Genomic DNA, 19,002 nt, shown 5'->3' on the forward strand with positions numbered 1-19,002 from the left:
GCCGGTCGCGCAGTCCCCGCGCCCCTGGGGAGGTGCCTGTGGCGCCCGCTGCGAAGGCGTCGCTACGCCGTCGCTGATCGGCGCAGTCTGCCTGCCGGGCGCAGCAGGAGGGACAGGGACGCCGCGGAGATGATCGCGGCACCCAGGAGGCTCGGCCAGGTGGCGGCGGAGCCGAGGGCGGTGTGGGTGACGAAGTCACCGAAGAGGGCGCCGGCGATGCCCGTCGAGAGGACCAGCGGGCGGGCCGGCAGCCGGTGGGGCAGGCGGTACGCCGCGATCAGGGCGAGGGCCAGACCGAGCACTGCGGCGCCGAGTGCTTCCAGGATCATGTCGGGGTCCCTCCCACGGCCGGTCTGCGTTGAACGGTCGTAGCCCGTCATACCCGTGACCTGCGGAGCACAATCCTCCGCTGTGGAGAGGTTGTGCGCCACATGTGTGTGCCGTGCATGCGGAAGGGCCCGGCGGCACAGGCCGCCGGGCCCTTCTCACGAGGCCGGCCTACAGTGCGCCGAACCCCACCTTGCGCACGGTCGGCTCACCGATCTCCACGTACGCCAGACGGTCGGTCGGCACCAGGACCTTGCGGCCCTTCTCGTCCTGGAGGCTCAGCAGCTGCGTCTTTCCGGACAGGGCGTCGGACACCAGGCGCTCGACCTCCTCGACGCTCTGACCGCTCTCCAGAACGATCTCGCGGGGCGCGTACTGCACGCCGATCTTGACCTCCACGGCTTTGTCCCTCCGACGGTCAGTGATGTGCGCGATCTTCCGCGCCGTACCCAGCACACATTAGCCCGGTGAGGGGACGTACACGCTGCGGGCCGGAACGCCGTCAGCGAACAGCGCGCGGGAACAAAGGGCCGTCAGTGGTGTTCGCTGCCGTGCAGGGGGAAGCCGGCGATGCCCCGCCAGGCCAGCGAGGTGAGCAGTTGCACCGCCTGGTCGCGCGGCACGCTGCGGTCGCTGTGCAGCCAGGAGCGGGCCACCACCTGGGCGAGACCGCCGAGGCCGGAGGCGAGCAGCATCGACTCCGCGCGCGAGAGGCCGGTGTCCTCGGCGATGACGTCGCAGATCGCCTCGGCGCAGTCGTTGGTGACCTTGTCGACGCGCTCGCGCACCGCCGGCTCGTTCGTCAGGTCCGACTCGAAGACCAGCCGGAAGGCGCCGCCGTCGTCCTCGACGTACGCGAAATAGGCGTCCATGGTGGCCCGGACGCGCTGCTTGTTGTCGGTCGTCGACGCCAGCGCGCCGCGCACGGACTGGATCAGCGACTCGCAGTGCTGGTCCAGCAGGGCGAGGTAGAGGTCGAGCTTGCCGGGGAAGTGCTGGTAGAGCACCGGCTTGCTCACGCCGGCCCGCTCGGCGATGTCGTCCATCGCCGCCGCGTGATAGCCCTGTGCGACGAAAACCTCCTGGGCGGCGCCCAGCAGCTGGTTCCGTCGGGCGCGGCGCGGCAGACGGGTGCCACGCGGGCGTGCCGCCTCAGTTTGCTCGATGGCTGTCACGCCGCCTCCCAAAGTCGTCCATATCGCGGTGTCACCCGCGCCGCCATCGTACTTTTCGGTAACCGTGGTGTGCGCGGTGCGAGCGCAGAATTTCACGTACCGGACGGCGGCGAAAGCGGCTGCGGGTCCCGGGTGGGGCCGCAGGAGTGCGTCGACGTCAGCGGCGGGACCGCTGTGACGTCAGCGGTAGTCGTCCTCGTCGAGTGAGACCACGCGCGCCTGTTCGACCAGATCGGCCTCGTTCGCACGGTCCGGATCCACTCCCGTCAGGGGGTCGTCCCGGTCCGGCTTGATGTCCGCCTGCTGCTCGGCGGCGTCCACCTCGGGAGCCTCGACATCGATCTCGGGGGTTGTCTCGGCCTCCAGGTCGTCGATCGCGTCGGGCTCGGTCGGGTCATAGGACATGGTGGGCTCCCTTCCTACGAACGTCCCTGGGAGAAGCAGGGGCCACATGCGGGTGCCCTCTGACGAGCCTATGAGACGGCAGATCCGGACGCCATGCCGTCTCGTCCCTTCGCCGCCCCTGTGCACCGGTCGCGGACGGTCCGGCGCGCCGCCCGCGCTCATTCCGGTTCACCCGTGACCCGCGTTTCACTCTGTGACGGCCACCACACGAATCTCGGCGTGATCACCTCGTAACATTGCCGCATGTCTTCGACCGAGTCGCCGTCCGTGCCGGCCGCCAGCGTCCTTCCGAAGGTGGCGCCCGTCCGGGTGGCAGAGGGCGAACGGCTGCGGTCCGTGAGGCTGCCCGGGGTCACTCTGTCGATCCGTTCCCGCCGTCCCGCGCGCGAGGGTCTGCCGCCCGCCCTGTACGTCCACGGGCTCGGCGGCTCCTCGCAGAACTGGTCGGCGCTGATGGCCGAGCTGGACGGCGTGGTGGACAGCGAGGCGGTCGACCTGCCGGGCTTCGGCGACTCCCCGCCCCCGGACGACGGGGACTACTCCGTCACCGGGCACGCGCGCGCGGTGATCCGCCATCTCGACGCGGCCGGCCGCGGCCCCGTCCACCTGGTCGGCAACTCGCTCGGCGGCGCGGTCACCACGCGCGTGGCCGCCGTACGACCCGACCTGGTCCGTACGCTCACCCTGGTCTCGCCCGCCCTGCCGGAGCTGCGCATCCAGCGCACCGCGGCGCCGACCGCCCTGCTCGGCGTGCCCGGTGTCGCCGCCCTGTTCACCCGGTTGACCAAGGAGTGGACCGCCGAACAGCGGGTGCGCGGGGTCCTGGGGCTCTGTTACGGCGACCCCGCGCGCGTGTCGCCCGAGGCGTTCGGGCACGCCGTGGAGGAGCTGGAGCGGCGGCTGCAGCTGCCCTATTTCTGGGACGCGATGGCCCGCTCCGCGCGCGGGATCGTCAACGCCTACACGCTCGGCGGACAGCACGGACTGTGGCGCCAGGCCGAGCGCGTGCTCGCGCCGACCCTGCTCGTCTACGGCGGCCGCGACCAGCTGATCGGCTTCCGCATGGCGCACCGGGCCGCCCGTGCCTTCCGTGACTCCCGCCTGCTGTCCCTGCCGGACGCCGGTCACGTGGCGATGATGGAGTACCCGGAGGTGGTGGCCACGGCGTTCCGGGAACTCCTCGCGGAGCGCGGGGGCGGCGGCACCGACTCGGGTACGGGGAGCTGAGGCCGGCGTGGGACGCCACAGCCGCCGCGGCCCGGCACCCAAGGGCGACTCCGCGGACATAATCGCCAGGCGCAGGGAACAACAGGACACCCCCTCGGACACCGGCGGGGACATTCCGGTCCGGAGCGGCGGCCAACCGCTGTTGCCCGGGCAGCGACAGGCGCCGCCGGGGCAGCGACCGGAGTCGCAGGGGCGGCGACCGGTGCCGATGGGCGGGGCGGGTACCGCTGCCGGCCATCCGCCGCGCGCCCCCCAGGGATCGCCGACGTTCCCGGACGGCACCCCCGCTCACGGAGTGCCGCGTTTCGGCGAGGGCACGCCTGCGCGTGGTGTCCCGACGCTTTCCGACGGTACGCCGGCGCGTGGTGTGCCCGGCTTCGGTGACGGCAGGCCCGCGCGTGGGGTGCCGCGTCTTCCTGACGGCACACCGGGGCCCGGTGTCCCGACGTTTTCCGATGGGTCGCCGGCGCGTGGTGTGCCCGGCTTCGGTGACGGCACGCCCGCGCACGGTGTACCCCGTTTCCCCGATGGCACGCCCGCGCACGGTGTGCCGAGGCTGGCCGGGGGCACCCCGGCTCACGGGGTGCCGCGTTCCGGTGACGGCACCCCCGCTCACGGCATGCCGGGGCTTCCCGACGGCACCCCCGCGCAGGGTGCGCCCCGCCTTCGTGGCGGTGCTGCCACGCGGGGTGGGCACCCCGAGCAGCGGGAAGCCGGGGGTGGCTGGGGGGAGTTCTCGGGGGCGGCCGGTTCCGGTGGCGTGCTTCCGGGGCAGCGGCCGGCGGGGCCGGGGTCCGGTAGGGGGCCCCGGCAGGAGTACCTCGACGCCTTCTCCGCCGGACACGCCGGCGCCGAGGACGACGTCGACGTCTTCGCGCCCCGCGTGGGCAAGCCCCGCCCCGCAGAGCGGCACCCGGCCGACGCGCCGGAGACGGACGGCCCCGGCGACAGCGCCCCGCAAGAGGCGCGGGGAGCCGCGCGGGCGGCCACAGCGCAGCCGCAGTCGCAGGACGGCGCAGCCGCCCCCCAGGGACCCCCGCGCGCCCGGACCTTCACCGGTATCGCCGCGGCCGCCGTCACCACGGTGCTCGCGGTGGTCGTCGCCGGACAGGTGACCGAGTCGCGCGACGGCGGCGCCGCGCAGTCGAGGTCGGCCACCGACCAGGCCCGTGACGCACGTCCCGCCGGCGGACAGGCCCCCTCGGCCTCGCCCGGCACGGCCACGCTGTCGTACGAGCAGAAGATGGGCCGGACGTACCCGCTCAGCGCCACGCTGAAGGGCCCGGGGAAGTTCGACGCGGTGCCCGGTTTCGCCAAGGCGCCGGGCCGGGGGCAGAAGTACACCTACCGCGTGGACGTCGAGCAGGGGCTGGGGCTCGACGGCGAGCTGTTCGCCGAGGCCGTGCAGAAGACCCTGAACGACGACCGCAGTTGGGCCCACGGCGGTGCCCGTACCTTCGAGCGGGTCTCCTCCGGCAAGCCCGACTTCGTGATCACGCTGGCCAGCCCGGGTACGACCGCCCAGTGGTGTGCGAAGTCGGGCCTGGACACCACGGAGGACAACGTCTCCTGCGACTCGGCCGCCACCGAACGCGTGATGATCAATGCGTACAGATGGGCCCAGGGCAGCAGGACATACGGGGACAAGATCCATGCCTATCGGCAGATGTTGATCAACCATGAGGTCGGTCACCGGCTCGGCCACGGCCATGTGACGTGCCAGAAGGACGGCGAACTCGCCCCCGTTATGCAACAGCAGACCAAGTTCCTGAACCATGACGGAATCCACTGTCTGCCCAACCCCTGGCCGTATCCCCGAAGTTGACGGGCGCCTCTTGCGTCACATTGACATGAGCCGCAAGGTCGTTCATATTTCTGCGCATGTGGTCTAGTCATGCCGCCTCCGGGAGCGCCGCCATCGAGCTGGCGCTCATCGGCGTGACCGCACTCTGCGTGGCCGACATCCACTGTCGCTGACGCCGCCTGCCTGGCGTCCGCGTCGCGACCCCTTTCCTTTTTCTGTGTCCGTGGCTGAGCCACGGATTTTTCGACGACCCGACGCCGAGGCCGACGTCTGCCCGCAAACGTCTCACTCCTCGTCCATCAGTCTCAGTATCCGAGAGGTCGTCATTCCGATGCGTCAACCGTCCGTCATAGCGCGCCGTGTGGCAGCGGCATCCGTCAGCCTGGCCGTGGCAGCGGGCGCCGCCGCCTGCGGCCCGAAGGACAACGATGCCAAGGTCTCCGGTGGCGACTCCGCGCCCCGCAAGGGCGGCACCCTGACGGTGCTGAACTCCCAGCCGCAGACCGACTTCGACCCCGCCCGCCTCTACACCTCCGGCGGCGGAAACGTCCCTTCGCTGGTCTTCCGCACCCTCACCACGCGCAACCGCGAGAACGGCGCGGCCGGCGCCAAGGTCGTCCCCGACCTCGCCACCGACACCGGACGCCCCACCAAGGACGCGACCGTGTGGACGTACACCCTGAAGAAGGGCCTGAAGTACGAGGACGGCACGCCGATCACCTCGGCCGACATCAAGTACGGCATCGAGCGCTCCTTCGCCCCGGAACTCTCCGGCGGCGCGCCCTACCTGCGTGACTGGCTGGCCGGCGCGGCCGACTACCAGGGGCCCTACAAGGACAAGGAGGGCCTCTCGGCGATCGAGACACCCGACGCGCGGACCATCGTCTTCCACCTGAACAAGCCCGAGGGCGAGTTCCCGTTCCTCGCCACGCAGACGCAGTTCACCCCGGTGCCCAAGAGCAAGGACAACGGCACCAAGTACGAGGAGCACCCGATCTCGTCGGGTCCGTACAAGGTCGTCAAGAACGAGAACGACGGCGAGCACGTGCTCCTCACGCGCAACACGAACTGGTCGGCGGCCACCGACGCCGAGCGCAAGGCCTACCCGGACACCGTCGACGTCCGCTCCGGGCTGGACTCCTCCGTGATCAACCAGCGGCTGTCCGCGTCCCAGGGTGCGGACGCGGCCGCGGTCACCACGGACACCAATCTCGGCCCGGCCGAGCTCGCCAAGGTCGGCGGCGACAAGGAACTGGCCGCGCGCGTGGGCACCGGCCACTTCGGTTACACCAACTACATCGCGTTCAACCCGACCGTGAAGCCGTTCGACGACCCCAAGGTGCGTGAGGCGATCGCCTACGCCATCGACCGGTCCTCGGTGGTCAACGCGGCCGGCGGCAGCGCGCTCGCCGAGCCCGCCACCACCTTCCTGCCCAACCAGAAGTCCTTCGGCTACACGCCGTACGACCCGTTCCCGGCCGGCGCGTCCGGCAATGCGGCCAAGGCCAAGGAGCTGCTCGCCCAGGCCGGCCACAAGAACGGGCTCACGGTGACCCTCACCCACTCCAACGCCAAGGACTTCGAGACCAGCCCGGAGATCGCGACCGCTGTCCAGGACGCGCTCAAGAAGGCCGGCATCACGGTCAAGCTGCAGGGCCTGGAGGACAACGACTACCGGGACAAGATCCACAGCGTGAAGACCGAGCCCGGTTTCTTCCTCGCGCACTGGGGTGCCGACTGGCCCTCCGGCGGTCCCTTCCTCGCCCCGATCTTCGACGGCAGGCAGATCGTCAAGGACGGCGCGAACTTCAACACGGGCCTGCTCAACGACACGTCGGTCAATGACGAGATTGACGCGATCAACAAGTTGACCGACCTCGACGCCGCCGCCAAGCGGTGGGGTGCGCTGGACAAGAAGATCGGCGACAAGGCCCTCGTCGTGCCGCTGTTCCACCCGGTCTACAAGCGCCTGTACGGCAAGGACGTCAAGAACATCGTCATCAGCGACTGGACCGGCGTCCTGGACATCTCCCAGGTCGCGGTGAAGTAGCGCCGTGAGCGGGGCACTTGTCGCCGTCGAGACCGCCGGGGCGGACACCGCCGTCCCGGCGGTCTCGGGGGCACGTCAGTTCTGGCGGCGGCTGCGGGCGCAGCGCGCCGCCCTGGTCGCCGCGGCCGTCGTCGCGCTGCTCGTCCTGATCGCGCTCGCCGCGCCGCTGTTCACCGCGCTGGAGGGCCAGGACCCCACCACGTACCACCCGTCCCTGATCGACTCCGCGCGCGGCGGCGTGCCCGTCGGCTCCTTCGGCGGCACGAGCGCCGACCACTGGCTGGGCGTCGAGCCCCAGACCGGCCGCGACATGTTCGCGCGGCTGGTGTACGGCGCGCGGGTGTCGCTCGGGGTGGCGCTGGCGGCGACGGTGGCGCAGGTCGTCATCGGCGTCCTCATGGGCGTCGCCGCGGGGCTGGGCAACCGATGGGTCGACCTGGTCCTGAGCCGGATCACGGACATCTTCGTCTCGATGCCGCTGATGATCATGGCGCTCGCGCTGCTCGCCGTCGTCCCGAACGGCTTCCCGCGGCCCGTGCTCGTGGCCCTCGTCATCGCCCTGGTCTCCGGCTGGAGCACGACCGCGAAAATGGTGCGCGCGCAGACCCTCACCCTCAAGAACCTCGACTACGTCGCCGCGTCCCGGCTCAGCGGCTGGAGCACCTGGCGGACCGCCGTGCGCGAGCTGCTGCCGGGGCTCGCCGCGCCGGTCATCACCTACGCGGCACTGCTGATCCCGACGAACATCAGCGCCGAGGCGGCCCTGTCCTTCCTCGGCGTCGGCGTGAAGCCCCCGACGCCGTCCTGGGGGCAGATGCTGACCTCCGCCGACGTCTGGTACCAGGCGGCCCCGCAGTACCTGCTGCTGCCCGCCGGCGCCCTGTTCGTGACCGTGTTCGCGATGACCGTCCTCGGCGACGGCGTCCGCGTCGCCCTCGACCCGCGCGCGGCCTCCCGCCTGCGCGTCGGCACCGGCCGCAAGCGCGAGGCCCGCGCGGAGAAGGCCGTACCGAAGGCGGAGAGGACCGTACCGAAGACGGAGACGGCCGTACCGGAGACCGAGACGGCCGTACCGGAGAAGGAGGACCGGGCATGAGCGGCCTCACCGGATTCGTCCTGCGGCGCGTGCTCGGCGCCGTGGTCACCCTGTTCGCGCTCTCGGTGATCATCTACGTCGTCTTCTACGTCACCCCCGGCAACGTCGCCCAGATCACCTGCGGCCCGCGCTGCTCCCCGGCCCAGGTCCACCAGGTGACCCAGCAACTCCACCTCGACGACCCGCTGTACGTGCGCTACGGACACTTCCTGCAGGGCCTCTTCGCCGGCCAGGACTTCTCCACCGGCACCTCCGTCGAGCACTGCCCGGCGCCCTGCCTCGGCCAGTCGTACCAGACCGACCGGCAGGTCACCGACATCATCCTGACCAAGCTGCCGGTGAGCTTCTCGCTGGTCCTCGGCGCGATGGTGATCTGGCTGCTGCTCGGCGTCGGCACCGGTGTGCTCTCCGCCTGGCGGCGCGGCCGGTTCAGCGAGCGCGTGCTCACCGCGATCACGCTGGCGGGCGTCGCCACGCCGGTCTTCGTCATCGGCCTGGTCCTGATGATCGTCGTCTGCGGCGAACTGCAGCTGCTGCCCTTCCCGCAGTACGTGAACTTCACCGACGACCCCGAGCAGTGGGCCTGGAACCTGCTGCTGCCCTGGCTCTCCCTCGCCCTCATCGAGTCGGCCAACTTCGCCCGGCTCACCCGGGCCTCGATGCTGGAGACCCTCGCCGAGGACCACATCCGTACCTTCCGCGCGTACGGCGTCGGCGAGCGGGCGGTGATCGTCCGGCACGCGCTGCGCGGCGCGACCGCGTCCGTCATCGCGCTCAACGCGGTCACCTTCGGCTCGGCCGTCGGCGGCGCCGTCCTCACCGAGACCCTCTTCGGCCTGCCCGGCATCGGCCAGGAGCTGGTGCACGCCGTGAAGGTCGTCGACCTGCCGGTGGTCGTCGGCATGGTCCTCGTCATCGGCTTCTTCGTGGTCCTCGCCAACGCCGTCGCGGACGTCCTGTACGCGGTGGCCGACCGACGGGTGGTGCTCACATGAGCCCGGACGAACGTACGAGCCTGGTCGACGTCACGGACCTGACCGTCGAGTTCGGTGCGCTGCGGGCCGTGGACTCCCTCTCCTTCAGCCTGGCGAAGGGCGCCGCGCTGGCCCTCGTCGGCGAGTCCGGCTCCGGCAAGTCCACGGTCGCCGGCGCCCTGCTGGGCCTGCACCGCGGCACCGGGGCGCGGGTCGCCGGCTCGGTGCGCGTCGCCGGCACCGACGTACAGGACGCCTCCGACGACGAGCTGCGGCGGCTGCGCGGCGCCAAGGCCGCCATGGTCTTCCAGGACCCGCTGTCCTCGCTGGACCCGTACTACGCGATCGGCGACCAGATCGCCGAGGTCTACCGCGTGCACGCGCGCGTGTCGCGTCGCCACGCACGCGCGCGTGCGGTGGAGGTGCTGGACCGGGTGGGCATTTCGGACGCACAGCGCCGGTCCCGGTCCCGCCCGCACGAGTTCAGCGGCGGTATGCGCCAGCGCGCGCTCATCGCCATGGCACTCGCCTGCGAACCGGACCTGCTGATCGCCGACGAGCCGACCACCGCTCTCGACGTCACCGTCCAGGCCCAGATCCTCGACCTGCTGCACACCCTGCGCGAGGAGACCGGCATGGGCCTGCTGCTGGTCACGCACGACGTGGGCGTCGCCGCCGAGAGCGTGGACGACATCCTCGTCATGCGGCACGGCAGGGCCGTCGAGCACGGCCCGGTCGGCACGGTCCTCGCGGCGCCCGTCGAGGCGTACACCCGTGAACTCCTCGACGCCGTCCCGCGCGTGGACGCGCGCCGCACCGGCTCCCCGGCCACCGACGAGGTCGTGCTGGAGGCCACCGGCGTGCGGCGCGAGTTCGGGCGCGGCAAGCGGGCGTTCGCGGCCGTGGACGACGTCGCGGTGACCGTCCGGCGCGGCGAGACCCTCGGCGTGGTCGGGGAGAGCGGCAGCGGCAAGACCACCCTCGGCCGCATGCTCGTCGGGCTGCTGGAGCCGACCGCCGGCGCGATCCGCTACGAGGGCCGCCCGCACACCGGCGTGAACCCGGCCGTCCAGATGGTCTTCCAGGACCCCGTCTCCTCCCTCAACCCCCGCCGGAGCGTGGGCGAGTCCATCGCCGACCCGCTCCGCGCGCGTGGTGAACGGGACGAGGAGCGCATCCAGGGGCGCGTGCGGGAACTGCTGGAGCGCGTGGGGCTCGACAGGGCGCACTACGACCGTTACCCGCACGAGTTCAGCGGCGGCCAGCGCCAGCGCATCGGCATCGCCCGCGCGCTCGCCGCCGAACCGCGCGTCATCGTCTGCGACGAGCCCGTCTCCGCGCTCGACGTCACCACACAGGCCCAGGTGGTCGAGCTGCTCGGCGAGCTCCAGCAGGAGCTGGGCCTCGCGCTGGTGTTCATCGCGCACGACCTCGCCGTCGTACGCCAGGTGAGCGACCGTGTCGCGGTGATGCGCCGGGGCCGGGTCGTCGAGTACGGGCCGGCCGACGAGGTGTACGACAGTCCGCGCGAGCCGTACACCCGGCAGCTCCTGGCCGCCGTACCGGCCCTCGACCCGGAACATGCGGCCCAGCGCCGTGCGGCCCGCCGCGAACCGGCCGTGGCGTAACGTTTCGTGCACGGTTGATCGCGCTGTGAGGCCCTAGCGCGACCGAACGCGACCCGCACGCGAAAGTTACGACCGTTCACCCCTTTTGGTGGCGCGATGGACAACCGTCCGTCGCGCCACCGCCTTGTCCCCTTACGTTCGTCCCGCTGCGAGCCGCCGGGACCGGGGCGGCTCACCGGACGGGAGATCGGGGGTGCACACGTGCGTATCGGACTGCTTACGGAGGGTGGCTACCCGTTTGTGGGCGGTGACGCCGGACTCTGGTGCGACCGGCTCGTGCGCGGGCTCGAGCAGCACGAGTTCGACATCTACGCGCTCAGCCGCAGTCGGCGCCAGGAGGACGACGGCTGGGTCGCGCTCCCACCGCAGGTCAGCGGGGTCCGTACGGCGCCGCTGTGGACAGCCGAGGACGACGGGGTCGCCCACGGGCGGCGCGCGCGCCGGCGCTTCACCGAGTGCTACGGCGAACTGGTCGCGGCGGTGTGCGCCGGGACCGGCACCGATGCCGCCTCCGAGGAGGGGTCCACCGCTCTGGCGGACCGTTTCGGCAGCGCGCTGTACGGACTCGCCGAACTCGCCCGGGACAAGGGCGGACTGGTCGGCGCCCTGCGCTCGGACGCCGCCGTGCGCACCCTCGAACGCGCCTGCCGCACCCCCGGCGCGCTGCGCACGGCGCACGAGGCGCGCGTACCCGATCTGCTCACCGTCACCGCACACCTCGAACGCGCCCTGCGGCCCCTCTCCCTCGACTGGTACGGCGACGACGGCCTGGGCGCGGCCGACCTCTGTCACGCCACCGCCGGCGGCCCGGCCGCCCTCCCCGGACTGCTCGCCCGGCACTTCTGCGACGTACCGCTGCTCGTCACCGAGTACGGCGTCCCCCTCCGCTCGCACTACCTGACCCTCGGCCCCGACACCGCCGCCCCCGCCGTACGCGCGCTGCTCGGCGCCTTCCACGGCCGGCTCGCCACCGAGGTCTACCGGCGGGCCGAGATCCTCACCCCCGGCAACGCCCACGCCCGCCGCTGGCAGGAACGGTGCGGCGCCGACCGGGCCCGGATCCGCACGGTCCACCCGGGGATGGACGCCGCCCGCTTCACGGACGTCGGCGAGGCCCAGGACCACGCCGACCCGGACACGCTGGTCTGGGTCGGGCGCGTGGAACCCGCGAAGGACCTGATCTCGCTGCTGCACGCCTTCGCCGAGGTCCGCAAGGAGGAACCCAAGGCACGCCTCCGGATCGTCGGCGCACCCGCCGGCCCCGAGGGCGCGGCCTACCTCGGCCACTGCCGGGCGCTCGCCGCGCAGCTCTTCCCGGACGAGGCCGAAGGGGTGCACTCGGTCGGCGACAACCCGGTCTCCTTCGAGGAGATCGGCGGCCCGGAGGCCCCCACGCTGCCCGACGCGTACGCCGCCGGCGCGGTCGTCGTGCTGTCCAGTGTGGTCGAGGGCTTCCCGATCGGCCTCATCGAGGCCATGTTCTGCGGCCGGGCCACGGTGTCCACCGACGTCGGCGCGGTGGTCGAGGTCATCGGGGGCACGGGGCTCGTCGTACCCCCGCGCAACCCGCGGGCGCTCGCCGAGGCGTGCGTGGCGCTGCTGCGCGACCCCGAGCGCCGTGCGCGCCTCGGCGCCGCCGCGCGCGCCCGCGCGCTCGAACTGTTCACCGTCGAGCAGAACATCGCGGCGTTCCACGGCATCTACCTGCAGATCGTCTCGCACTGCCCGGTACGCCGGGTCGTCCTCGACGAGGCCGGCGAGCCACGGCCGTTCGCCACCCCCGCCGAATCCCACGTCCCCGGCCGCTGGACCGGCCCCACGGCCCGCGTCCTGCCCCGGACCGTCCCCGGCTGGGCGACGGCCCCACCGGTGCGCGCGACACCGCTGGCCGCTGCCGAGGGGGCGTGATGGGCGTACGGGACGCGGACGAGAAGGGTGTGGTGGGTGAGCCGGCCGAGGCGGGGACGTCGGTCCGGCTGGACCGGCCGGCGATGCCCAGGGGGACCGAGCCCTGGGGCGCGCGGTCGGGGGAGAGGCGCAACCCGGCCGCCCGCGAAGAGGGTTCGGGCAGCCCCCGGCCGGGCGAGCGGCACGTCGCCGCGCCCCGGCGCGGCGCCGCCGACCCCGTGAAGGCCCTGCTGCACCGGCACCGGGAGCTGTGCGAGCGGGCCGTGGACCCGTTGGAGATCGCCGCCGGGCTCGAGGCGCACGGCGTCACCGACCGGACCGCCGCCCGGTTCCGCCACCGCGACGTCTTCTCGCTCGCCGAGGAGCTGTACGCACGCGTGCCCCGCACCGGTGAGCACGGCCCCCGGACCGAACCGCTGCCCGCACCCCGTGTCCGCGCGGACTGGGTCCTGCTCACCCTCCTGCCCGGCGCCCTCGGCGCGGCCACCGTCGCAGGACTGCGCCTCACCCACGGCCACCCCCGCCTCCTGGTCGCCCTCGCCGGCATCGTCACCGTCGCCCTCGCCACGCGGGCCGCACTGCGCCGCGGTCCCCTCGCCGGCCCTTCCGGCAGGCACACGGGCCAGACGCCGCACGGCACGCGCAGGTGGCACGCGGCGCACGGCACGCGCGTGTGGACGCTCTGGCTCCTCGGGTACGCCCTCCTCGGCGACGGCCTGCTGCGCGCCGTCGTGTCGGGCGGCCCCGACGCCCTGCCGACCGGGACCCCCGACGGCCCCTGGCCCACGGCCGGCGCGCCCGCCCTCGCCCTGACCCTGGCCTGCGCCCCGGCCGCCTGGTGCGCCCACCTGCTCACCGCGGGCGCCCGCCGCAGGCTCACCGGCAGCCGGGGCCTGGAGGACTTCACGGCCGCCGCCCGACCGCTGCTGTGCGGCACGGTCGTGCTCTTCCTCGGCGCGCTCACCGCGCTGCTCCTGGTGTGCGGCACCGTCCTGCGCGAACCCGCGGCCTTCCCGCAGACCCTCGCCCTGGGCGCGCTGCTCCTGCTCGCCCGCCTGCTCACCGCGCACCACCACCGGCATGCCCCGGCCGTGGTGCTCGGCGCCGCCGCGGTCACAGAGGTGGTGGCCCTCACCCTGCCGCTGGCCGGAAGACTGCCCGGCTGCGCCGCCCTGGCGGTCCCTGTCCGGACCCTCGTGCACACCTGGGGTGAGGCCGCCGTCCCGGCCCTCGCCTGCGGCACCGCGGCGCTGGCCCTGCTGCTGCACGCCGCCCGCACGCTGACCCGGGCCTCGGCGCACGCGCCCACGGGAGCCCCCGACTGAACCTCCCGCCACCGGCCCGGACCGCCGGAGGCGACCGCATCACCCCTTTTGAAGGAGAACACCAGATGACCACCTCCCGACCCGGAGCGTCCGGGGCCCCCGGAGCCGTCGGCGGGTCCGCCGCAGCCGCGGGCGCAGGAGCCGCCGGGACCGCCGGAGCCGGAGTCCGGGGAACGACCGGATCCGCCGGCACCGTGAGAGCGAGCGGAGCCGCCGTACAGTCCTGGGGCAGCGCGGCCACGGGCCAGGCGGATCCCGTCTGCCACGGCGATCCCGCCGGGCCCGTTCGTCACGCAGGACCCGCAGGTCGTACAGGCCCCGCCCGTCACGCCGGTATCGCCGCTCAGGCCGGCGCGCACACCCCGGGAGCCGTCCGATGAGGGTCCTGCTGATCGGAGCCAACGGATACATCGGCCGGTTCGTCGCCGACCGCCTGCTCGCCGACCCGGCCGTCCAGCTCACCGCGCTCGGCCGCGGTGACGACGCCGACGTCCGCTTCGACCTGGCCACCGGCAGTCCGGGGGCACTCACCCGGTTCCTCGACGCGGTGCACCCCGGGGTCGTCATCAACTGCGCGGGCGCCATCCGCGGCGGCGCCCGCGAACTCACCCGGCACAACACCGTCGCCGTCGCCACCGTCTGCGAGGCCCTGCGCCGCAGCGGCTGCGGCGCCCGCCTGGTGCAGATCGGGTGCAGCGCCGAGTACGGGCCGAGCCAGCCCGGCTCCTCCACCGCCGAGGACGCCGTACCGCGCCCCGGCGGCCCGTACGGCGTCAGCAAGCTCGCCGCGACCGAACTGGTCCTCGGCTCCGGCCTGGACGCCGTCGTGCTGCGGGTCTTCTCCCCGGCCGGCCCCGGCACCCCGGCCGGCTCCCCGCTGGGCCGGCTCGCCGAGGCCATGCGGCGCGCCATGCAGTCCGGCGACGGCGAACTCAAGCTCGGCGGCCTCGGCGCCCAGCGCGACTTCGTCGACGTACGCGACGTCGCCCGCGCCGTGCACGCCGCCTCGCTCTCCGCCGCGCAGGGCGTCATCAACATCGGCTCCGGCCGCGCCGTCCGCCTGCGCGACGCCGCCGCCGTCCTCGCGCGCGTGGCCGGATACGGCGGCGCCCTGCACGAACTCGACGCCCCGCCCGGCCCGCTGCGCGGCGCCATCGGCCATCCCCGGCCCGACTCCGACCACGCGGCACCGGTGGCCTACCCGTACCCGGACGGTTGCGGCGGCTGGCAGCAGGCCGATGTGCGCACCGCTCGCGACCGGCTCGGCTGGCGCCCCCGCATCAACCTCGAAGAGTCCCTGGCCGACATCTGGATGGAGGCGGCATGCCGCATCTGACCAGCACCACAGCAGGCGCCCCGAGCACCGGCCTGCGCACCGCCCTCGGTGTCCCCGGCTACGCCCACCCGCTCGTCGCCCCCGCCCAGTGGGCCGAACTCGCCCGCCCCGGCACCCCCCTGGACTGGGTGGTCCTCAACGTGGCCGCCGGACCGGGCACCCGCCCCGACCCGCACTGCCTGGAAGCGGCGGGCAGGCTGCGCGGCGCCGGCGTACGGATCCTCGGCCACCTGGACCTCACCCATGGCGCCCGCGCCTTCGCCGACCTGCTCTCCGACGCCCACCGCCACCTCGACTGGTACCGCGTCGACGGCTTCCTGCTGGACCGCTGCCCGACCGACCGCGCGGCGCTCCCCGAGGTCCGGCGCGCGGTCACCACCCTGCGGGCGATCAGTGACAGCGCGCACGTCGTCCTCGGCCACGGCAGCCACCCGTACCCCGGCTATGCCGAGAACGCCGACCAGTTGGTCACCTTCTCCGGCTCCTGGTCCGACTACCGCTGGTCGCAGGTCGCCGAGTGGACCGCCGACTATCCGCCGGACCGCTTCTGCCACTTCGTGCACGGCGTGCCCCGCGGTCATCTGGAGGAGGCGCTGCGCATCGCCCGCTGGCAGGGAGCGGCGACGATCTACTTCACCGACCGCACGGACCACGGCGGGCGCGCCGACCCCTGGGAGACGATGCCCGGCTACTGGGACGACATCGTCTCGCGTATCGGAACGGGTGTCTCGGAATGAAAAAGGCCGTGGCAGTGTTACGGGAAGAACAACCGTACTGTTTGACCGACCAACGGAGTCCCCGTGTCGCTGCCACCCCTGGTCGAGCCAGCCGATGAGCTCACCGTAGACGAGGTCCGCAGGTACTCCCGCCACCTGATCATCCCCGACGTGGGCATGGACGGGCAGAAGCGGCTGAAGAACGCCAAGGTGCTCTGCGTGGGCGCCGGCGGTCTGGGCTCGCCGGCGCTGATGTACCTGGCCGCCGCGGGCGTGGGCACCCTCGGCATCGTGGAGTTCGACGAGGTCGACGAGTCGAACCTGCAGCGCCAGATCATCCACAGCCAGTCCGACATCGGCCGCTCCAAGGCCGAGTCCGCGCGTGACACGGTCAAGGGCATCAACCCGTACGTGAACGTGATCCTTCACGAGGAGCGGCTGGAAGCCGACAACGTGATGGACATCTTCAGCCAGTACGACCTGATCGTCGACGGCACGGACAACTTCGCGACCCGCTACCTGGTCAACGACGCGTGCGTGCTGCTGAACAAGCCGTACGTGTGGGGTTCGATCTACCGCTTCGACGGCCAGGCCTCCGTCTTCTGGTCCGTGCACGGCCCCTGCTACCGCTGCCTCTACCCGGAGCCCCCGCCCCCCGGCATGGTCCCCTCCTGCGCCGAGGGCGGCGTCCTGGGCGTGCTGTGCGCGTCCATCGGCTCCATCCAGGTCAACGAGGCCATCAAGCTCCTCGCGGGCATCGGCGAGCCGCTGGTCGGCCGCCTGATGATCTACGACGCCCTGGAGATGCAGTACCGCCAGGTCAAGGTCCGCAAGGACCCGAACTGCGCGGTCTGCGGCGAGAACCCGACCGTCACCGAGCTCATCGACTACGAGGCCTTCTGCGGCGTCGTCTCCGAGGAGGCCCAGGCGGCGGCGGCCGACTCCACGATCACTCCGAAGCAGCTCAAGGAGTGGATCGACGAGGGCGAGAGCATCGAGATCATCGACGTCCGCGAGCCGAACGAGTACGAGATCGTCTCCATCCCGGGCGCCAAGCTGATCCCGAAGAACGAGTTCCTCATGGGCACCGCTCTGCAGGGCCTGCCGCAGGACAAGAAGATCGTCCTGCACTGCAAGACGGGTGTCCGCAGTGCGGAAGTCCTGGCCGTCCTGAAGTCCGCGGGCTTCGCCGACGCCGTCCACGTCGGCGGCGGCGTCATCGGCTGGGTCAACCAGATCGAACCGCACAAGCCGGTCTACTGATCACCGGTTCCGCCGACCAGCGGGACTGACGAAGCCCACGGCTCTGAACTGCTCGGATGCCGTGGGCTTCGGTCGTTGTCGGTCGACGCCGGGTGGCCTCGGACGGCCCAGGACGCGCGCCAGTGGCGCGCGTCAGGGAGGTGTCACCGTCCGGTCAGCGGACGAAGGAGATCTCCGGATAGCTCCTGGACGGGCCGTCCAGCAGGGTGCTGTGCTTGCCGCGCAGCTCCTGGTCGAAGAAGGCGGCGAGGTAGGTGGACTGGACCTTGACCGCTCGGTTGGGATCGATCGTGCCGAACTGCTGCTGCAGCTGAGCCTGGGAGAGCCCGAGCAGGCCCGCCTCCTGCGGCACCATCCACTCGTTGTCGCTGAACGACAGGTGCGCCGCGCCATGGAGCTGGATGTCGACCCGGTATCCCTTCAGATGCGACCACAGCGTGCGCCACGACCCGTCGTTGTTGCGGTTGTGGGTGCCGGAGCTGAAGAGCATGAAGGGGCGGTCCAGGTCCTTGCTCGGCGCCGTCCCGAAGAACTGGCCGTCCAGGTTGGCGCCGGCGGCGATACGGTGGTCGAGCTGCATGGAGGTGTCGACCGCGGCGCCGCCCAGCGACCAGCCGAACATCCCGATACGGGACATGTCCACGGCCTTCGACAGCCCGGTGGGGAGCGTGGGGTGGCTGGGGTCCGGGTTGCCGCCCTTGCTGATCGTGCCGAGCTGGTTGATGACGAACCGGATGTCGGCCGCGCGCACCTTCAGCGTGTCGGAGGAGTGGGCGCCGGCCGGCATGGTGTTGACCTCGAGCCGGTTCCCGGGAAACTGCACCTCGTTGGCGTCGTGGGTGTGGTCGACGGTGACGACGAGGTAGCCGCGGCTGGCGAGATCCTGGGCGAGCGCGGTGCCCATCGCGCGGTCCGAGTGCAGCCCGGTCGAGTACAGCAGGACCGGCAGCTTGCCGAGCTTGGTGTTCACCGGGGCGAGGACGTGGCCCGCGGTCCTCGGCAGCGTCACCTGCTGCGGCGACAGTCCCCGGGTGGCGAGGAAGTGGGCGCCGGAGATCGACGGCATCCACGGCGCCTGGTAGTGCCCGGACGTGGCGGTCGCCGGATACCAGAGCGACACCATCACCTCGCGAGGCGTGCCGCCGGGGACGTACGGATCCGTACGGGACTTGTCGACGAGGTGCAGGCCGACCATGCCCACGCTGTACTGCCCGGCCGGCGCGGGCATGGTGAGCTGCAGACCGGACGGGTCCGTGCGGCCGGACGTGAGGGCGTTAGGGCGGACGGGCTTGTGGTGCAGCGGCGCCTCGTCGTTCTCGGGCGCCCAGGGCGTCTTCGGGTCGGGCTGGTCGGGCGAGGACCCGGTGGCCGCAGGCTTGCCGGACGTCGTCCCGGCGGCCATCGCCGGCGTCATCCCTGCACCCAGCGCGACGGCCAGCGCACCCGCCGTACCGACCGCTCTGGCGAGCACTCTGCGACGGTGGCGCGGGCGGCGGTGTTTCATGGAACCCCCTTGTTGGTTCAGCGATCGCAGAACGGGCGATCGAAATGCCGCACACCGTACCGCTGCGGCGGCTGACGAGCAGCGCGGGGATCCACGCCGCCGGCGGCGCCTCCCAGCCGTTTTGCGAATGCGACTTCACAAGCGCCCCAGCGGACAGTGGTGCACTGACACATACGCGTCCCGTCGGGTTTCTGCTCAGCGAGGAGCGGTCGCTCTCGCGGTGCACGCCCGCCCGGTCCCGGCCCTCCATCCCGTCGGGCGGAG

At 72.5% G+C, this 19,002-nt stretch carries 17 protein-coding genes; 12 read left to right on the forward strand and 5 right to left on the reverse strand.

Translation table 11 applies throughout. The annotated features are described in order from the left end of the window. Positions 1–62 precede the first annotated feature (62 nt). The 4 genes from ACWC94_RS10490 to ACWC94_RS10505 all read right to left on the reverse strand — a co-directional run bounded on the left by ACWC94_RS10490 (position 63) and on the right by ACWC94_RS10505 (position 1,907). A complete protein-coding gene (locus tag ACWC94_RS10490) occupies positions 63–329 on the reverse strand; it encodes a hypothetical protein (protein ID WP_450796118.1) in 267 nt (88 codons plus the stop codon). Between the two features lie 169 nt (positions 330–498). Next, positions 499–726, reverse strand: a complete 228-nt coding sequence (locus ACWC94_RS10495) for a DUF3107 domain-containing protein (RefSeq protein ID WP_351024142.1) — start codon at positions 724–726, stop codon at positions 499–501. Between the two features lie 134 nt (positions 727–860). Continuing rightward, a complete protein-coding gene (locus ACWC94_RS10500; protein WP_450796119.1) occupies positions 861–1,502 on the reverse strand; it encodes a TetR/AcrR family transcriptional regulator in 642 nt (213 codons plus the stop codon). A gap of 180 nt (positions 1,503–1,682) precedes the next feature. After that, positions 1,683–1,907 (reverse strand): hypothetical protein, encoded by a 225-nt coding sequence (locus tag ACWC94_RS10505; protein ID WP_450796120.1) that lies wholly within the window; start codon positions 1,905–1,907, stop codon positions 1,683–1,685. Between the two features lie 243 nt (positions 1,908–2,150). On the opposite strand from ACWC94_RS10505, the gene ACWC94_RS10510 reads away from it, so the two are divergent. The 12 genes from ACWC94_RS10510 to moeZ all read left to right on the forward strand — a co-directional run bounded on the left by ACWC94_RS10510 (position 2,151) and on the right by moeZ (position 17,234). Then, positions 2,151–3,134, forward strand: coding sequence for an alpha/beta fold hydrolase (locus tag ACWC94_RS10510; RefSeq protein ID WP_450796121.1), 984 nt, complete (start codon positions 2,151–2,153; stop codon positions 3,132–3,134). Positions 3,135–3,141: 7 nt separating this feature from the next. Continuing rightward, complete coding sequence (locus tag ACWC94_RS10515) at positions 3,142–4,959, forward strand: DUF3152 domain-containing protein (RefSeq protein WP_450796122.1); 1,818 nt, start codon at positions 3,142–3,144, stop codon at positions 4,957–4,959. Between the two features lie 56 nt (positions 4,960–5,015). Continuing rightward, positions 5,016–5,111 (forward strand): Ms4533A family Cys-rich leader peptide, encoded by a 96-nt coding sequence (locus tag ACWC94_RS10520; RefSeq protein ID WP_450796123.1) that lies wholly within the window; start codon positions 5,016–5,018, stop codon positions 5,109–5,111. A 158-nt stretch (positions 5,112–5,269) separates the two neighbouring features. Beyond that, entirely contained in the window at positions 5,270–6,988 is a 1,719-nt protein-coding gene (locus tag ACWC94_RS10525) for an ABC transporter substrate-binding protein (protein ID WP_450796124.1), read from the forward strand. 4 nt (positions 6,989–6,992) lie between these two features. Further along, positions 6,993–8,084: an ABC transporter permease gene (locus ACWC94_RS10530; protein WP_450796125.1), complete on the forward strand. Its 1,092-nt coding sequence runs from the start codon at positions 6,993–6,995 to the stop codon at positions 8,082–8,084. Continuing rightward, a complete protein-coding gene (locus ACWC94_RS10535) occupies positions 8,081–9,079 on the forward strand; it encodes an ABC transporter permease (protein ID WP_450796126.1) in 999 nt (332 codons plus the stop codon). The genes ACWC94_RS10530 and ACWC94_RS10535 overlap by 4 nt, the downstream gene beginning before the upstream one ends. Beyond that, positions 9,076–10,686, forward strand: a complete 1,611-nt coding sequence (locus ACWC94_RS10540) for a dipeptide ABC transporter ATP-binding protein (protein WP_450796127.1) — start codon at positions 9,076–9,078, stop codon at positions 10,684–10,686. Before ACWC94_RS10535 ends, ACWC94_RS10540 begins: the two co-directional genes overlap by 4 nt. Positions 10,687–10,887: 201 nt before the next feature. Continuing rightward, positions 10,888–12,594 carry a DUF3492 domain-containing protein gene (locus tag ACWC94_RS10545; RefSeq protein WP_450796128.1) on the forward strand — a complete coding sequence of 569 codons (1,707 nt, stop codon included), beginning with the start codon at positions 10,888–10,890 and terminating at the stop codon, positions 12,592–12,594. A gap of 218 nt (positions 12,595–12,812) precedes the next feature. Then, positions 12,813–13,919, forward strand: coding sequence for a hypothetical protein (locus tag ACWC94_RS10550; RefSeq protein ID WP_450796244.1), 1,107 nt, complete (start codon positions 12,813–12,815; stop codon positions 13,917–13,919). 376 nt (positions 13,920–14,295) lie between these two features. Further along, positions 14,296–15,255 (forward strand): NAD-dependent epimerase/dehydratase family protein, encoded by a 960-nt coding sequence (locus ACWC94_RS10555; protein WP_450796129.1) that lies wholly within the window; start codon positions 14,296–14,298, stop codon positions 15,253–15,255. Further along, the gene (locus ACWC94_RS10560; protein WP_450796130.1) at positions 15,243–15,992 is read left to right on the forward strand and encodes a spherulation-specific family 4 protein; all 750 of its coding nucleotides are present in this window, start codon (positions 15,243–15,245) and stop codon (positions 15,990–15,992) included. Before ACWC94_RS10555 ends, ACWC94_RS10560 begins: the two co-directional genes overlap by 13 nt. Before the next feature lie 63 nt (positions 15,993–16,055). Further along, entirely contained in the window at positions 16,056–17,234 is a 1,179-nt protein-coding gene (gene moeZ, locus ACWC94_RS10565; RefSeq protein ID WP_450796131.1) for an adenylyltransferase/sulfurtransferase MoeZ, read from the forward strand. Between the two features lie 154 nt (positions 17,235–17,388). Here the strand turns inward: moeZ and ACWC94_RS10570 are convergent, their stop codons facing one another. Then, positions 17,389–18,705, reverse strand: a complete 1,317-nt coding sequence (locus tag ACWC94_RS10570) for an alpha/beta hydrolase family protein (protein WP_450796132.1) — start codon at positions 18,703–18,705, stop codon at positions 17,389–17,391. Positions 18,706–19,002: the final 297 nt, after the last annotated feature.

Source organism: Streptomyces sp. NPDC001135 (assembly GCF_053598395.1).

What these genes read in the sequence shown, in the direction of transcription:
- ACWC94_RS10490 (WP_450796118.1), bottom strand. Translation starts at nt 329, where the DNA reads ATGATCCTGGAAGCACTCGGCGCCGCAGTGCTCGGTCTGGCCCTCGCC.
- ACWC94_RS10505 (WP_450796120.1), bottom strand. Translation starts at nt 1,907, where the DNA reads ATGTCCTATGACCCGACCGAGCCCGACGCGATCGACGACCTGGAGGCC.
- ACWC94_RS10510 (WP_450796121.1), top strand. Translation starts at nt 2,151, where the DNA reads ATGTCTTCGACCGAGTCGCCGTCCGTGCCGGCCGCCAGCGTCCTTCCG.
- ACWC94_RS10520 (WP_450796123.1), top strand. Translation starts at nt 5,016, where the DNA reads ATGTGGTCTAGTCATGCCGCCTCCGGGAGCGCCGCCATCGAGCTGGCG.
- ACWC94_RS10525 (WP_450796124.1), top strand. Translation starts at nt 5,270, where the DNA reads ATGCGTCAACCGTCCGTCATAGCGCGCCGTGTGGCAGCGGCATCCGTC.
- ACWC94_RS10535 (WP_450796126.1), top strand. Translation starts at nt 8,081, where the DNA reads ATGAGCGGCCTCACCGGATTCGTCCTGCGGCGCGTGCTCGGCGCCGTG.
- ACWC94_RS10540 (WP_450796127.1), top strand. Translation starts at nt 9,076, where the DNA reads ATGAGCCCGGACGAACGTACGAGCCTGGTCGACGTCACGGACCTGACC.
- ACWC94_RS10555 (WP_450796129.1), top strand. Translation starts at nt 14,296, where the DNA reads ATGAGGGTCCTGCTGATCGGAGCCAACGGATACATCGGCCGGTTCGTC.
- ACWC94_RS10560 (WP_450796130.1), top strand. Translation starts at nt 15,243, where the DNA reads ATGCCGCATCTGACCAGCACCACAGCAGGCGCCCCGAGCACCGGCCTG.